Source organism: Anaerovibrio sp. (assembly GCF_045637405.1).
Taxonomy (GTDB): Bacteria; Bacillota; Negativicutes; order Selenomonadales; family Selenomonadaceae; genus Anaerovibrio.
Window position 1 is genome coordinate 1 of record NZ_JAZTZI010000158.1, and the last position, 14,351, is coordinate 14,351.

Here is a 14,351-nt window from a genome sequence, read left to right on the forward strand (position 1 = left end):
AGGTGTTGGTTAAGTGTGCCAAAAAAAGCAAGTGGTGTGCGTAATGAAAAGACAAAAGTATATAACAAATGATATACATGTAACTTATGACACACCAGAGCACGTGTGCAATAAAAAGCTAGAAAAATAAAGTGTTGACATTGGTTTTAGGGGGTGCTAAAATACCTTTGTGCCTAAGGTATGAGGATTTCCAATTTATAGGAGTGAAGCGTATGCAGCTGGATGAATTGAAGAAGGCAGAGCATGTTACAGGTATCAAACAGGTAACCAAAGCCATCAACAAGGAACAGGTCGCTTGCGTTTTTCTGGGTGCCAATGCAGAGGGCAGGGTTACAGAGCCCTTAAAAACACTCTGCGAGGATAAAGAGATCCCAGTGGAAGCAGCATATACCATGGAGGAACTTGGCAAGGCCTGCTCGATTGGTGTTAAGGCTGCTGCAGTGGCGGTTCTCAAACAGGGCCATTGTTAAAAATTTCATATCACTTGCCATAGGCGGCGATGTGGGATTTGAATAAATACTAAATACTCAATTTGAAGGAAGGAGGTGCATGTATGCCTACAATTAATCAGTTAGTTCGCAAGAGCAGACAGAGCATGCAGGATAAATCTACAGCACCGGCATTAAAGAATTGCCCACAGAAACGTGGCGTTTGCACAAGAGTTTACACTACAACTCCTAAGAAACCAAACTCCGCATTGCGTAAGGTTGCCCGTGTTCGTTTGACAAATAGCATTGAAGTAACCGCATACATCCCAGGCATTGGCCATAATCTGCAGGAACATAGCGTTGTTTTGATCAGAGGCGGACGTGTTAAGGACTTACCAGGTGTACGTTATCACATTGTTCGTGGTTCCTTGGATACCGCAGGTGTTCAGGATCGTGCTCAGGGTAGATCCAAGTACGGTGCTAAGCGCGCTAAGGCTAAGAAAGCATAAGAACTGCTAAAAAACAATTCTAAAGACTGAAGATTATGGAAGGAGGCAAAAACAGATGCCAAGAAAAGGTTCAGTACCTAAGCGTGACGTATTACCGGATCCAGTGTATCATTCCAAGATCGTCACTAAGTTCATCAATAAGGTAATGCTTTCTGGTAAGAAGGGCGTTGCTGAAAGAGTAGTATACGATGCATTCGAAATCATTCGTTCCAAGACCGGCCAGGATCCACTGGAGGTTTTTGAGACTGCATTAAAGAATGTTATGCCAGTTCTGGAGGTTCGTGCCCGCCGTGTTGGTGGTGCTAACTACCAGGTTCCAGTTGAGGTTCGTCCTGACCGCCGCATGACCCTTGGTATTCGTTGGACTGTAAACTACGCAAGACTGCGTGGCGAGAAGACCATGGATGAGAGACTTTCCGGTGAGCTGATGGATGCAGCCAACAACACTGGCGCAGCTATTAAGAAGAAGGAAGATACCCACAAGATGGCTGAGGCTAACGAGGTTTTCGCATATTATCGTTGGTAATCTTCTATAGTAGTTAAGTTTTAAGGAGCGATATACAAGTGGCAAGAGAGTATAGTCTCGAAAAGACTCGTAATATCGGTATCATGGCTCACATCGATGCCGGTAAGACAACCACTACTGAGCGTATCCTCTTCTATACAGGTGTCAACCACAAGATTGGTGAGGTTCATGAAGGCGCTGCCACTATGGACTGGATGGAGCAGGAGCAGGAGCGTGGTATTACCATTACTTCCGCTGCTACCACTTGCCATTGGAAGGAACATCGTATCAATATTATTGATACCCCAGGCCACGTTGACTTCACTGTAGAGGTAGAGCGTTCTCTGAGAGTATTGGACGGTGCCGTTGCAGTTCTGACTGCCCGCGGCGGCGTTGAGCCTCAGACTGAGACCGTATGGCGTCAGGCTGAGAAATATAGCGTACCACGTATGGCTTATGTAAATAAGATGGATATTACTGGTGCGGATTTCTTTAACGTAATCAACATGATGAAGGAGCGTCTCCAGGCCAATGCAGTTGCAATCCAGCTGCCAATCGGTGCTGAGGATGATTTCCAGGGTATCATTGACCTTGTTAAGATGGAAGCTATCATTTACGAGGATGACCTCGGTAAGGTAGCTGACGAAGTTGAGATTCCTGCTGATATGAAGGATCAGGCTGAAGAGTATCATGAGATTCTCATGGAAGCTCTTTCCGACTTCGATGATGAGTTTGCAATGAAGTATCTTGAGGGTGAGGAGATTTCCGAAGAGGAGATCAAGGCTGTAATCCGTAAGGCTACCATTGCTTGTAAGATGTGCCCTGTTACCTGTGGTACTTCTTACCGCAACAAGGGTGTTCAGCCTATGCTGGATGCTGTTGTTGACTTCATGCCTGCTCCTACTGATATCGCCGCTATCAAGGGCGTTAACCCTGAGACCGGCGAGGAGGATTCCCGTCCTTCCAGCGATAAGGAGCCATTTGCTGCATTAGCATTCAAGATTATGGCTGACCCATTCGTTGGTAAGCTGGCATTCTTCAGAGTTTACTCCGGTACTCTTTCCTCCGGCTCTTATGTGTACAACTCCACTAAGGGCAAGAAGGAGCGTATCGGCCGTATCCTCCAGATGCATGCAAACAACCGTAAGGAACTGGAGATTGTATACAGCGGTGATATTGCTGCTGCAGTAGGCCTCAAGGACACCACCACTGGTGATACCCTCTGCGATGAGAGCGCACCAATCATTCTGGAGTCCATGGAGTTCCCAGATCCAGTTATTTCCGTAGCAGTTGAGCCTAAGACAAAGAACGACCAGGAGAAGATGGGTATTGCCCTTCAGAAGCTGGCTGAGGAGGATCCAACCTTCCGCGTTCGTACTGATGAAGAAACTGGTCAGGTTATTATCTCCGGTATGGGTGAGCTTCACCTGGAGATCATCGTTGACCGTATGCTCCGTGAGTTCAAGGTTGACTGCGTAGTAGGTAACCCTCAGGTTGCTTATAGAGAGACCATCCGTAAGGAAGTTGACTGCGAAGGTAAGTTCGTTCGTCAGTCCGGTGGTCATGGCCAGTATGGTCACTGCAAACTCCAGCTCATTCCTCAGGAGCCAGGTGCTGGCTTCAGCTTTGAGAACAAGGTTGTCGGTGGTGCTATTCCTAAGGAATTCATCAACCCAATCGAGGCTGGTATTAAGCAGGCTATGGAAGCCGGCGTTCTCGCTGGTTACCCAGTTGTTGATGTTAAGGCTATCGTTTATGATGGATCTTACCATGAGGTTGACTCCTCTGAGGCTGCGTTCAAGGTTGCCGGCTCCATGGCATTCAAGAACGGTGCACTCAAGGCTGATCCAGTAATTCTCGAGCCTTATGTTAAGGTTGAGGTTATCGTTCCAGAAGAGTACATGGGCGATGTAATCGGTGACCTGAACTCCCGCCGTGGTCGTATTGATGGCATGGAAGCACGTAATGGTGCCCAGGTTATCAACGGTTTCGTACCACTTTCCGGCATGTTCGGTTATTCCACTGATTTGCGTTCCAAGACTCAGGGCCGCGGTAACTACTCAATGGAAGTTTCTCACTACGAGGAAGTTCCTAAAAATATCGCAGATGGCATTATTGCCAAGAATAAAGGCGAATAATAAGGAGGAAATAATCCAAAATGGCAAAGGAAACATTTGAAAGAACAAAACCGCATGTTAACATTGGTACTATCGGTCACGTTGACCATGGTAAGACCACTCTGACTGCTGCTATCACCAAGGTTCTCTCTGAGAAGGGTATGGCTCAGTTCGAGGATTACGCTAACATCGATAAGGCTCCAGAGGAGAGAGAGCGTGGTATCACCATCAACACTGCACACGTTGAGTATGAGACTGAGGCTCGTCACTATGCACACGTTGACTGCCCAGGCCATGCTGACTATGTAAAGAACATGATCACTGGTGCAGCTCAGATGGATGGTGCTATCCTGGTAGTATCCGCAGCTGATGGTCCTATGCCTCAGACCCGTGAGCACATCCTGCTCGCTCGTCAGGTAGGTGTACCTGCAATGGTAGTATTCCTCAACAAGGTTGACCAGGTTGACGATCCTGAGCTCCTCGAGCTCGTTGAGATGGAAGTTCGTGAGCTGCTCTCCAGCTACGAGTTCCCTGGCGATGACATTCCAGTAGTTGCTGGTTCCGCTCTGAAGGCTCTCGAGGGCGACGAAGAGCAGAAGGCTAACATCCTCAAGCTGATGGCTGAGGTTGATGCTTACATCCCAACCCCTACCCGTGATACCGATAAGCCTTTCCTGATGCCAGTAGAGGACGTATTCACTATCACTGGTCGTGGTACTGTAGCAACTGGCCGTGTTGAGCGTGGTGAGCTGAACCTCAACGACACTGTTGAGATCGTAGGTATTGCTGAAGAGACTCGTTCCACTGTTGTAACTGGTATTGAGATGTTCCGCAAGCTGCTCCCTAGCGCACAGGCTGGTGATAACATCGGTGCTCTGCTCCGTGGTGTTGACCGTAAGGATATTCAGCGTGGTCAGGTACTTGCTAAGCCAGGTTCCATCAACCCACACACCAAGTTCAAGGGTCAGGTTTACGTACTGACCAAGGAAGAGGGCGGCCGTCACACTGCTTTCACTTCCAACTATCGTCCACAGTTCTACTTCAGAACTACTGACGTTACCGGTGTTGTAACTCTCCCTGAGGATGTACCAATGGTAATGCCTGGCGATAACGTAGAGATGTCCGTAGAGCTCATCACTCCAATCGCTATCGAGGCTGGTCTCCGCTTCGCTATCCGCGAGGGTGGCCACACTGTAGGTGCTGGTCGAGTAACTGAGATCGACGCTTAATCTTAAGCAGTTAGTCTTAGTAACTAAATAGATTCATCTAAAATCCTTATATAGTAAGGGCGGCCCACGGGTCGCCCTTATAATAAGGTTTATGGTACTCTCCATATTGACATTTTCAGTATGGTATATATAATAAGAAGCGGTGTGCTTCTAAGTACCCCCAATGCGATGACGTGGTAGATGGCTTGCAACGCTTCGGGCGTTAGTAAGGGAACTACTACGGAGAAATGTTTGGGCCTGGAGCCCGGACGAGAAGGAGGAAAATAAATTGTCTAAGCAGCAGAAAATCAGAATTCGTTTGAAGGCTTATGATCACAAGGCATTGGATCAGAGTGCAGTTAAAATTGTTGAAACTGCAAAGAGAACCGGTGCACAGGTATCTGGCCCTATTCCGCTCCCAACTGAGAAGCAGGTATACACAATTCTGCGTTCTCCACACGTTAATAAGGATTCCCGCGAGCAGTTTGAAATGAGAACTCACAAGCGTCTTATTGATGTTCTGGAGCCAACCCCTAAGACAGTAGATGCGTTAACACGTCTCGAGCTGCCAGCAGGTGTTGATATCGAGCTTAAGTTATAAGAGGAGGTGGAATAATTGGCTAAAGCAATTTTAGGTAGAAAGCTGGGCATGACTCAGATCTTCACTGAAGAGGGTCAGGTTGTTCCAGTTACAGTTGTTGAGTCTGGCAACAATGTAGTTGTACAGAACAAGACTGTTGAAAATGATGGTTATAATGCAGTACAGCTTGGCTTCGGCGTAGTCAAGGAACACAAGGTAAACAAGCCTATGAAGGGTCATTTCGCAAAGGCTGGTGTTACTCCTGTTAAGTACATCCGCGAGATGCGTTTGACTGATGCTTCTGAATATAACACTGGTGATGTAATCGGTGTTGACATATTTTCCGCCGGAGAATTAGTTGACGTTACTGGTACTTCCAAGGGTAAGGGTTTTGCCGGTGGTATCAAGCGTCATAATTTTGCTCGTGGACCAATGGGACATGGTTCCAAGTCTCATCGTGAGCCTGGTTCTACAGGTGCGATGATCAGTGGTCACGGTGGTCGTGTTCTTAAAGGTAAGAAGCTGCCAGGTCAGATGGGCGGCAACAAGGTTACCGTACAGCGTCTCTCCATTGTTAGAGTTGATGCAGATCGTAACCTGCTCCTTATCAAGGGCGCAATTCCTGGTCCTAAGAAGGGCCTCGTAATTGTAAAGGCAACCGTTAAACCGGGTAAAAACTAATTCGGAAGGAGGATAAGTAATAATGCCTACAGTAGCAATTTACGACATCGCTAACAAGAAGGTTGGCGATCTCGAATTAAATGAAAATATTTTTGGCGTAGAGATGAACGCAGGTCTGGTACATCAGGCTGTAGTTATGCAGCTTGCTGCTCAGCGTCATGGTAATCATGCCACCAAGACCCGTAGCATGGTTCGCGGCGGTGGCCGTAAGCCTTGGAAGCAGAAGGGTACTGGCCGTGCTCGCAGTGGTTCCACCCGTTCCCCAATTTGGGTAGGTGGCGGTACCGTATTCGGTCCATCCCCACGTTCCTACGCATTCAGCATGCCTCGTAAGCAGCGTCGCCTTGCTATCATGTGCGCCCTGTCTGACAAGGTTGCTAATGGTGAAATCGTAGTTCTCGACAGCATTAATTTCGACGCTCCTAAGACTAAGGAAGTTGTTAAGATGCTGGAGAGCTTCAGTGTAGATAACAAGGCTCTCATCGTTACTGCAGACTATGCAGAGAACGTTGACAAGTCTTCCCGTAATATCCCAGGTGTTAAGACCATTAACACTATCGGCCTGAATGTATTTGACATCCTGAACGCTGACAAGCTGTTCATCACTAAGGATGCCATCGCTCGTATTGAGGAGGTATACGCATAATGGAAGCACGTGATATTATCATTCGCCCTCTCATTACTGAAAAGAGCACTACTCTCATGGCTGAGGGCAAATATGTATTTGAGGTAGCCAAGGCTGCCAACAAGATTGAAATTGCCAAGGCAGTTTCTACTATCTTCAATGTAAAGGTTGCTGGTGTAAACACCGTCAATGTTGAAGGTAAGAAAAAGCGTATGGGTCGCTTCGTTGGTAAGCGTTCCGATTATAAGAAAGCTATTGTTAAACTTGCAGCTGGCGAAACCATCGAGTTCTTCGAAGCGTAAGATTAGGGAAAAGGAGGTTAATTAAGTGGCAGTAAAGAGTTTTAAACCATATTCTGCAGGCAGAAGATTCATGACTGTAGCATCTTTCGATGAAATCACTACTGATAAGCCTGAGAAGTCCCTCGTTGAGCGTCTGAAGAAGCACGGTGGTCGTAATCAGCAGGGTAGATTGACCGTTCGTCATCAGGGCGGCGGCCATAAGCGTTTATATCGTATTATCGACTTCAAGCGTACTAAGGATGGTATCCCAGCACGCGTTGCAACTATCGAGTACGATCCAAACCGCAGTGCCCGTATTGCACTTTTAAATTATGTAGACGGTGAGAAGCGTTATATTATCGCTCCTAACGGTCTTAAGGTAGGAGACATGGTTGAGTCCGGTCCTAATGCCGATATAAAGCCAGGTAACTGTCTCCCATTAAAGAACATTCCAGTAGGTACCGAGGTTCACAATATTGAACTTAAGATTGGTAAGGGTGCTCAGCTGGTTCGTTCTGCTGGTGCTTCTGCACAGCTCATGGCAATTGAGGGTGACTATGCAACCCTTCGTATGCCATCCGGTGAAATGCGTAAGGTACATGTTAACTGCCGTGCAACTATCGGTGTAGTTGGCAATGCCGAGCATATGAACATCACTATTGGTAAGGCTGGCCGTAACCGCTGGTTGGGTATCCGCCCTGAAAACCGCGGTGTAGCTATGAACCCTAATGACCATCCACATGGTGGTGGTGAGGGCCGTTCCCCAGTTGGCCGCAAGCATCCTGTTACTAAATGGGGTAAGTGCGCTATGGGTGCTAAGACCCGCCGTAAGAAGGCTTCTGATAAGTTAATCGTTAAAGGCCGTACCAAATAAGAGATAATCACCGGAAGGAGGATATAAATTGTCAAGATCAGTAAAAAAGGGACCTTATGTTCATGAAAGCTTAACTAAGAAGATTGATGCCCTGAATGCAGCTAACGACAAGAAGGTCGTAAAGACCTGGTCCAGAAGTTCAACTATTCTGCCAACTTTCGTTGGTCACACTATCGCTGTACACGATGGCCGCAAGCACGTTCCAGTTTATGTAACTGAGGACATGGTTGGCCACAAGCTTGGTGAGTTCGCACCAACTCGTACATTCAAGGGTCATGCCGGTGAAGAGAGAAAGACCGGTCTTAGATAAGATATTGAAAGGAGGATTCCTCTGTGGAAGCAAAAGCAGTTGCTAAATATGTTCGCATTGCACCTCGCAAGGTACGCGTAGTTATGGATCTTATCCGTGGCAAGAGCGTTGCTGAGGCATTTGCGATTTTAAAGTTCACACCAAAAGTTGGTGCTGAAGCTATAGAAAAGGTTCTCAAGTCTGCAGTAGCAAACGCTGAGAACAACTTTGATATGAATGTTGATAACCTCTATGTTTCTTCTTGTTTCGTTGATCAGGGACCAACTATGAAGCGTATTCATCCACGTTCCCGTGGCCAGGCCTTCAAGATTTTGAAGCGTTCTTCCCACATCACCGTAGCAGTAGACGAAAAGTAATAAAAGGAGGTTATAAACTTGGGTCAGAAAGTAAATCCACATGGTATAAGACTTGGCATCGTAAAGACTTGGGATGCTAAGTGGTATGCTGGCAAAGATTATGCAGCTAATCTGCATGAAGATATTAAAATTCGCCGTCACCTGAAGAACCTTCTTCAGAGCTCCGGCGTTTCCAAGATTGAGACTGAGCGTTCTAAGAACCGTCTGAAGCTGACTATCCACACTGCAAAGCCTGGTATGGTAATCGGCCGCGGTGGTTCCGGCATTGAGCAGATCAAGGCTGGTCTCAAGAAGTTCACTAACAGCAATGTAGACATCAGCATTGAGGAGATTAAGAATCCAGATATGGATGCAACTCTGGTAGCTGAGAACATTGCAGGCTCCCTGGAGCGTCGTATTGCTTTCCGTCGTGCTATGAAGCAGGCTGTAGGCCGTACTATGCGTCTTGGTGCAAAGGGTATTAAGATTATGTGCTCCGGTCGTCTCGGCGGCGCTGAAATCGCACGTAGCGAATCCTATCGTGAGGGTTCCATTCCTCTTCATACTCTGAGAGCTGACATCGACTATGGTACTGCTGAGGCAGCTACCACCTATGGCCGTATCGGTATCAAGGTTTGGATCTTCAAGGGTGAGGTTCTTCCTGAGAGAAAGCAGCCTGTTGCTGCTGTTGAAGGGAGCGAAGCTTAATGTTATTACCAAAGAGAGTAAAATATCGTAAACAGTTCCGTGGTCGCATGAAGGGTAAGGCTCAGCGTGGTAACAAGGTTTCTCATGGTGAGTATGGTCTTGTAGCTCTCGAGCCAGCATGGATCACTAACAGACAGATTGAGGCAGCCCGTATTGCTATGACTCGTTACATTAAGCGTGGCGGTAAGGTTTGGATCAAGATTTTCCCTGACAAGCCTGTAACTGCAAAGCCTGCTGAGACTCGTATGGGTTCCGGTAAGGGTTCACCAGAGTACTGGGTAGCAGTAGTTAAGCCAGGCCGTGTAATGTTCGAAATGGACGGCGTTTCTCGTGAGGTAGCTGCTGAGGCTATGCGTCTTGCAGGCCACAAGCTCCCAATCAAGACAAAGTTCGTAGTTCGTGAAGATTTAGAAGCAGAGGGCGGTGAAGTAAATGAAGGTTAATGAAATTCGTGATTTGAGCGCTGAGGAACTTAACCAGAAACTTGCTTCTCTCAAAGAGGAGTTATTTAACCTCCGTTTCCAGCTCGCTACTGGCCAGTTGGAGAACCCAATGCGTATCAAGGAAGTAAAGAAGACTATTGCCCGTATTAAGACTGTACAGACTGAACAGGCTAATGCTTAATTGAACGAATTGATATGCAGATGAAAGGAGGCTCCCTAATGAGCGAAAGAAATGAACGCAAGACTAAAATTGGTAAAGTTGTAAGCGACAAGATGGACAAGACTATTGTAGTAGCAGTTCTTGACATCGAGCAGCATGCATTATATAAGAAGGCCGTTAAGAAGACTGTTAAGTTCAAGGCCCATGATGAAAATAACGAGGCTCACATTGGTGACACTGTTTCCATTATGGAAACCCGTCCACTTTCCAAGGATAAGCGTTGGAGACTTGTAGAGATCGTTGAGAAAGCTAAATAATTTCCTGATGATGGAAATTCTGGTTGAGGAGGTTAACTGATGATTCAGCAACAGACTTTACTCAATGTTGGCGACAACACCGGTGCTAAGGAAATTATGTGCATCCGTGTTCTTGGCGGTTCTTATCGCAAGTATGCTAACATTGGTGATATTATTGTGGCTGCAGTAAAATCTGCATCCCCTGGCGGTATGGTAAAGAAGGGTGACGTTGTTAAGGCCGTTGTAGTACGTTCCAAGAAGGGCCAGCGTCGTAACGACGGTTCTTACATTCGTTTCGACGAAAACGCTGCCGTAATTATCAAGGAGGATAAGACTCCAAGAGGAACCCGTATTTTTGGACCAGTAGCAAGAGAGCTTCGTGATAAAGATTTCATGAAGATCGTCTCCCTGGCTCCAGAAGTTCTTTGATAGTTAGGAGGTGCTATTTTGTCCATTACAAAACTGCATGTAAAGAAGGGCGATACCGTACTGGTATTGTCTGGCAAAGATAAAGGCAAGCAGGGCAAGGTTATCCAGGCTCTGCCTAAGAAAAATAAGGTTGTAGTTGAGGGCGTTAACAAGGTTAAGCGTCACACTAAGCCAAATCAGAGTGCCCCACAGGGTGGCATCCTTGTTAAAGAAGCTCCTATGTTTGCGGCAAAGGTTATGCTCGTATGCCCAGCTTGTGGCAAGGCTACCCGTATTGCACACAAGGATGTAAATGGTAAGTCTGTACGCGCCTGCAAGAAGTGCGGCGAAGTTGTAGACCAGACCAAATAATAAGGAAAGGAGGACCATCTAGTGGATAGATTACAGGAAAAGTACATTAAAGAGGTAGTTCCTGCTCTGACCGAAAAGTTCGGTTACAAGAATGTTATGGAGCTCCCAAAAATCTCTAAGATTATCATTAACATGGGTGTTGGCGAGGCTGTAGGTAATCCTAAGGCTCTTGACTCCGCAGTAAATGATCTGACTATTATCGCAGGCCAGAAGCCTATTCTCACCAGAGCAAAGAAATCTCTGGCAGCTTGGAAGCTTCGTCAGGGCATGCCAATCGGCGCAAAGGTTACTCTTCGTGGCGTTCGCATGTATCAGTTCCTCGACAAGTTCATGAATGTTGCACTTCCACGCGTTCGTGACTTCCGTGGTATCGGTTCCAATTCTTTCGACGGTCGCGGTAACTACGCAATCGGCCTGAAGGAGCAGCTCATTTTCCCTGAAATTGAGTATGACAAGATTGACAAGCTCCGCGGTATGAATATCGTAGTTGTAACAACTGCCAAGACTGATGAGGAAGCTCGCGAGCTCTTAAAGCTCATGGGTATGCCTTTTAAAGCGTAAAGAAGGAGGTACTGACTGTGGCCAAGAAGGCAATGATTGAAAAGTGGAGCAAGGAGCCAAAGTTCCCTGTTCGCAAGTACAACAGATGTAAGATTTGCGGTCGTCCGCACGGTTATATCAGAAAGTTCGATATGTGCCGTATTTGTTTCAGAGAGCAGAGCTACAAGGGTGCCATTCCTGGCGTAACCAAGGCTAGCTGGTAACTTAAAGGCGAAAATGAAAGGAGGATATCGGTTTAAATGGTAATGACTGATCCTATTGCAGATATGTTGACTCGTTTGCGTAATGCAAACTCCGTTTATCATGAAAAGGTTGAGATTCCTGGTTCCAACATTAAGAAGGCCATCGCTGGCGTTCTTAAGGAAGAGGGCTTCATCAATGACTTCACTTTCACTGAGGATGGTAAGCAGGGCGTAATCACTGTATCCCTGAAGTACGGTCCTAACCGTGAGAAGGTAATTACTGGTATTAAGCGTATTTCCAAGCCAGGCCTGCGCCAGTATGCAAAGGCTGCTGAGCTCCCTAGAGTTCTCGGTGGTTTGGGTATCGCCATCATTTCCACTTCCAAGGGAATCATGAGCGATAAGAATGCTCGCAAGGCTGGTCTCGGCGGCGAGGTTGTAGCTTACATTTGGTAATTATTTAGAAGTCAGGAGGTGTACAGATGTCTAGAATTGGTAGAGCACCTATTACTATCCCAGCTGGCGTAAACGTTAAGGTTGAGGATGGCAATAAGGTTACCGTAAAGGGCCCAAAGGGTGAGTTAGTTCGCTCTTTCAGCCAGGATATGAAGATTAAATTAGAGGACGGTGTACTCACTGTAGAGCGTCCTTCAGATAATAAAGATCACAGATCTCTCCATGGTCTTACCCGTACCCTGATCAACAATATGGTTGTTGGTGTAACTGAGGGTTACGCAAAGACTCTTGAGATCAATGGTGTTGGTTACAGAGCACAGCTCCAGGGCAAGAACCTGAACCTGTCTCTTGGTTTCTCTCACCCAGTTATTGTTGAGCCACCTACTGGTATCGTTTTCGAGGTACCAAATCCTACCAAGATCGTTGTAAACGGTATTGATAAGGAAGTTGTTGGCGCTATCGCAGCTAAGGTTCGCGACTACAGAAGACCAGAGCCATATAAGGGCAAGGGTATTAAGTACGAAGGCGAATATGTACGCCGCAAGGTAGGTAAGGCTGGCGCTAAGGGTAAGAAATAATAACCAGAAAGGAGTAACCGACAGTGTTTGTTAAGGAAGATAAAAATAAAGCTCGTCAGAAGCGTCACCTGCGTGTACGCAATCATATTTCCGGCACTGCTGAGAGACCACGTCTTAACGTATTCCGCAGCTTGAGCAATATTTACGCTCAGGTTATCGACGATGTTAATGGTGTTACTCTCGTATCTGCCAGCACAAAGGATAAGGATTTCAAGAACTACGGTGGTAATATCGAGGCTGCCAAGGCAGTAGGCGAGGCAGTTGCTAAGCGCGCTCTGGAAAAGGGCATTACTGAAGTAGTTTTCGACCGTGGTGGTTATGTATATCATGGCCGTGTTGCAGCACTTGCTGAAGCCGCTCGTGAAGCTGGCTTGAAATTCTAATTTTTGTAAAGGAGGTACATAGATGGCTAGAATGGACAACGAGACTCCTGAGTTCCAGGAAAAAGTTGTATATATTAATAGAGTTGCCAAGGTTGTAAAGGGCGGCCGTCGCTTCTCCTTCAGCGCACTTGTTGTTGTTGGTAATGAGAAGGGTCAGGTTGGTGCAGGCTTAGGTAAGGCTGCAGAGGTTCCAGAGGCAATTCGCAAGGGCGTTGAAGACGCTAAGAAGAACCTTATTGATGTTTCTCTGAAGGGTACTACTATCCCACATGAGATGATTGGTATTTTCGGTGCAGGCCGTGTACTGATGAAGCCAGCTGCAAAAGGTACTGGTGTTATCGCTGGTGGCCCAGCTCGTGCAGTTCTCGAGCTTGCTGGTATTAAGGATATTTTGACCAAGTCCCTTGGTTCTTCCAATCCTAATAACATGGTTCGTGCAACCTTGAAGGGTCTTGAGCAGCTGAAGCAGGCTGAGAAGGTAGCTGAGCTTCGCGGTAAGACCGTACAGGAACTTTTAGGTTAAGGAGGGTTTTGAAATGGCAAATTTAAAAATTACTCTCACTAGAAGCCTGATTGGCCGTCCAGCTACTCAGCGTGCTACTATTAAAGCATTAGGACTCAAGAAGTTAAATTCCTCAGTAGAGCTTCCAGACAGTGAGTCTCTCCGTGGTCAGATCCACAAGGTAGAGCATCTCGTAACTGTTGAAGAGCAGGCTTGAGATTCAAGGAGGTGCACTTAAAAGATGAAGTTAAATGAATTATCTCCAGCTCCTGGTTCCCGCAAGAACGCTTTCCGCGTTGGTCGTGGTCTGGGCAGCGGTAATGGCAAGACCTCCGGCAGAGGCCAGAAGGGTCAGAAGTCCCGTTCCGGCGGCGGCGTTCGCACCGGTTTTGAGGGCGGTCAGATGCCTTTATATCGTAGATTACCAAAGCGTGGTTTCAAGAACATTTTTGCTAAGGTTTATGCTGAGGTTAATGTTGAGACCCTGAACCGTTTTGATGATGGCGCTACCGTTGATGCAGTTGCATTGATCGAGATGGGCGTACTGAAGAATGTTCGCGATGGTATCCGCATCCTGGGCAAGGGTGAGCTCACCAAGAAGCTGACCGTTGTTGCTAACGGCTTTACCAAGTCTGCTGAGGAGAAAATCACAAAAGCAGGTGGAAAAGTTGAGGTGATCTGAGTTGATATCAGCTCTCACCAATGTGTATAAGATTCCAGAATTAAGAGCAAAGATTACCTTCACGCTGATTATGTTCGCCATCTTCCGGATGGGTACTCATATCCCAGTTCCTGGAGTTGACCCTTCAGCTATTGAGGCTTTGTTCAATAACGGAAGTCTTTTCGGAT

The 14,351-nt window shown here is 46.8% G+C and carries 26 protein-coding genes and 1 pseudogene; all 27 read left to right on the forward strand.

Features of this window, described 5'->3' with window-relative positions; translation table 11 throughout:
• Positions 1-212: 212 nt before the first annotated feature.
• Positions 213-470, forward strand: a complete 258-nt coding sequence (locus tag ACKI5G_RS10975) for a L7Ae/L30e/S12e/Gadd45 family ribosomal protein (protein WP_407400341.1) — start codon at positions 213-215, stop codon at positions 468-470.
• An 83-nt stretch (positions 471-553) separates the two neighbouring features.
• Entirely contained in the window at positions 554-937 is a 384-nt protein-coding gene (gene rpsL / locus ACKI5G_RS10980) for a 30S ribosomal protein S12 (RefSeq protein WP_027397544.1), read from the forward strand.
• A 55-nt stretch (positions 938-992) separates the two neighbouring features.
• The gene (rpsG, locus tag ACKI5G_RS10985) at positions 993-1,463 is read left to right on the forward strand and encodes a 30S ribosomal protein S7 (protein ID WP_407400343.1); all 471 of its coding nucleotides are present in this window, start codon (positions 993-995) and stop codon (positions 1,461-1,463) included.
• Positions 1,464-1,501: 38 nt separating this feature from the next.
• Positions 1,502-3,580, forward strand: coding sequence for an elongation factor G (fusA, locus tag ACKI5G_RS10990; protein WP_407400345.1), 2,079 nt, complete (start codon positions 1,502-1,504; stop codon positions 3,578-3,580).
• Positions 3,581-3,600: 20 nt separating this feature from the next.
• On the forward strand, positions 3,601-4,788 hold the full coding sequence (gene tuf, locus ACKI5G_RS10995; protein ID WP_027397547.1) for an elongation factor Tu: 1,188 nt from the start codon (positions 3,601-3,603) through the stop codon (positions 4,786-4,788).
• 268 nt (positions 4,789-5,056) lie between these two features.
• Entirely contained in the window at positions 5,057-5,368 is a 312-nt protein-coding gene (gene rpsJ, locus ACKI5G_RS11000) for a 30S ribosomal protein S10 (protein ID WP_027397548.1), read from the forward strand.
• Between the two features lie 15 nt (positions 5,369-5,383).
• Positions 5,384-6,028 (forward strand): 50S ribosomal protein L3, encoded by a 645-nt coding sequence (gene rplC / locus ACKI5G_RS11005; RefSeq protein ID WP_027397549.1) that lies wholly within the window; start codon positions 5,384-5,386, stop codon positions 6,026-6,028.
• 22 nt (positions 6,029-6,050) lie between these two features.
• On the forward strand, positions 6,051-6,674 hold the full coding sequence (rplD, locus tag ACKI5G_RS11010; protein WP_085022935.1) for a 50S ribosomal protein L4: 624 nt from the start codon (positions 6,051-6,053) through the stop codon (positions 6,672-6,674).
• Positions 6,674-6,955, forward strand: coding sequence for a 50S ribosomal protein L23 (gene rplW / locus ACKI5G_RS11015; protein WP_027397551.1), 282 nt, complete (start codon positions 6,674-6,676; stop codon positions 6,953-6,955). The genes rplD and rplW overlap by 1 nt, the downstream gene beginning before the upstream one ends.
• A 25-nt stretch (positions 6,956-6,980) precedes the next feature.
• Positions 6,981-7,808: a 50S ribosomal protein L2 gene (rplB, locus tag ACKI5G_RS11020; protein ID WP_027397552.1), complete on the forward strand. Its 828-nt coding sequence runs from the start codon at positions 6,981-6,983 to the stop codon at positions 7,806-7,808.
• Positions 7,809-7,836: 28 nt separating this feature from the next.
• A complete protein-coding gene (gene rpsS / locus ACKI5G_RS11025; RefSeq protein WP_027397553.1) occupies positions 7,837-8,118 on the forward strand; it encodes a 30S ribosomal protein S19 in 282 nt (93 codons plus the stop codon).
• Positions 8,119-8,141: 23 nt separating this feature from the next.
• Positions 8,142-8,474, forward strand: a complete 333-nt coding sequence (gene rplV / locus ACKI5G_RS11030) for a 50S ribosomal protein L22 (protein ID WP_027397554.1) — start codon at positions 8,142-8,144, stop codon at positions 8,472-8,474.
• Positions 8,475-8,492: 18 nt separating this feature from the next.
• On the forward strand, positions 8,493-9,161 hold the full coding sequence (rpsC, locus tag ACKI5G_RS11035; RefSeq protein ID WP_027397555.1) for a 30S ribosomal protein S3: 669 nt from the start codon (positions 8,493-8,495) through the stop codon (positions 9,159-9,161).
• On the forward strand, positions 9,161-9,604 hold the full coding sequence (rplP, locus tag ACKI5G_RS11040) for a 50S ribosomal protein L16 (RefSeq protein WP_027397556.1): 444 nt from the start codon (positions 9,161-9,163) through the stop codon (positions 9,602-9,604). Before rpsC ends, rplP begins: the two co-directional genes overlap by 1 nt.
• Positions 9,594-9,785, forward strand: a complete 192-nt coding sequence (gene rpmC / locus ACKI5G_RS11045) for a 50S ribosomal protein L29 (RefSeq protein ID WP_027397557.1) — start codon at positions 9,594-9,596, stop codon at positions 9,783-9,785. Before rplP ends, rpmC begins: the two co-directional genes overlap by 11 nt.
• Positions 9,786-9,823: 38 nt before the next feature.
• On the forward strand, positions 9,824-10,081 hold the full coding sequence (rpsQ, locus tag ACKI5G_RS11050; RefSeq protein WP_027397558.1) for a 30S ribosomal protein S17: 258 nt from the start codon (positions 9,824-9,826) through the stop codon (positions 10,079-10,081).
• Positions 10,082-10,120: 39 nt separating this feature from the next.
• The gene (gene rplN, locus ACKI5G_RS11055) at positions 10,121-10,489 is read left to right on the forward strand and encodes a 50S ribosomal protein L14 (protein ID WP_027397559.1); all 369 of its coding nucleotides are present in this window, start codon (positions 10,121-10,123) and stop codon (positions 10,487-10,489) included.
• A gap of 18 nt (positions 10,490-10,507) precedes the next feature.
• Complete coding sequence (gene rplX, locus ACKI5G_RS11060) at positions 10,508-10,840, forward strand: 50S ribosomal protein L24 (RefSeq protein WP_027397560.1); 333 nt, start codon at positions 10,508-10,510, stop codon at positions 10,838-10,840.
• 21 nt (positions 10,841-10,861) lie between these two features.
• Entirely contained in the window at positions 10,862-11,401 is a 540-nt protein-coding gene (gene rplE, locus ACKI5G_RS11065) for a 50S ribosomal protein L5 (protein ID WP_027397561.1), read from the forward strand.
• A gap of 17 nt (positions 11,402-11,418) precedes the next feature.
• Complete coding sequence (locus ACKI5G_RS11070; RefSeq protein WP_027397562.1) at positions 11,419-11,604, forward strand: type Z 30S ribosomal protein S14; 186 nt, start codon at positions 11,419-11,421, stop codon at positions 11,602-11,604.
• Between the two features lie 36 nt (positions 11,605-11,640).
• A complete protein-coding gene (gene rpsH, locus ACKI5G_RS11075; protein WP_085022927.1) occupies positions 11,641-12,039 on the forward strand; it encodes a 30S ribosomal protein S8 in 399 nt (132 codons plus the stop codon).
• Between the two features lie 26 nt (positions 12,040-12,065).
• Positions 12,066-12,617 (forward strand): 50S ribosomal protein L6, encoded by a 552-nt coding sequence (gene rplF, locus ACKI5G_RS11080; RefSeq protein ID WP_407400353.1) that lies wholly within the window; start codon positions 12,066-12,068, stop codon positions 12,615-12,617.
• Positions 12,618-12,640: 23 nt separating this feature from the next.
• Positions 12,641-13,000 (forward strand): 50S ribosomal protein L18, encoded by a 360-nt coding sequence (gene rplR / locus ACKI5G_RS11085; protein ID WP_027397565.1) that lies wholly within the window; start codon positions 12,641-12,643, stop codon positions 12,998-13,000.
• 22 nt (positions 13,001-13,022) lie between these two features.
• Positions 13,023-13,523: a 30S ribosomal protein S5 gene (gene rpsE, locus ACKI5G_RS11090; protein WP_027397566.1), complete on the forward strand. Its 501-nt coding sequence runs from the start codon at positions 13,023-13,025 to the stop codon at positions 13,521-13,523.
• A 13-nt stretch (positions 13,524-13,536) separates the two neighbouring features.
• On the forward strand, positions 13,537-13,719 hold the full coding sequence (gene rpmD, locus ACKI5G_RS11095; protein ID WP_027397567.1) for a 50S ribosomal protein L30: 183 nt from the start codon (positions 13,537-13,539) through the stop codon (positions 13,717-13,719).
• 24 nt (positions 13,720-13,743) lie between these two features.
• Positions 13,744-14,184, forward strand: coding sequence for a 50S ribosomal protein L15 (gene rplO, locus ACKI5G_RS11100; RefSeq protein WP_407400356.1), 441 nt, complete (start codon positions 13,744-13,746; stop codon positions 14,182-14,184).
• Between the two features lies 1 nt (position 14,185).
• Positions 14,186-14,351, forward strand: a pseudogene (locus ACKI5G_RS11105) (preprotein translocase subunit SecY); the annotation flags it as partial.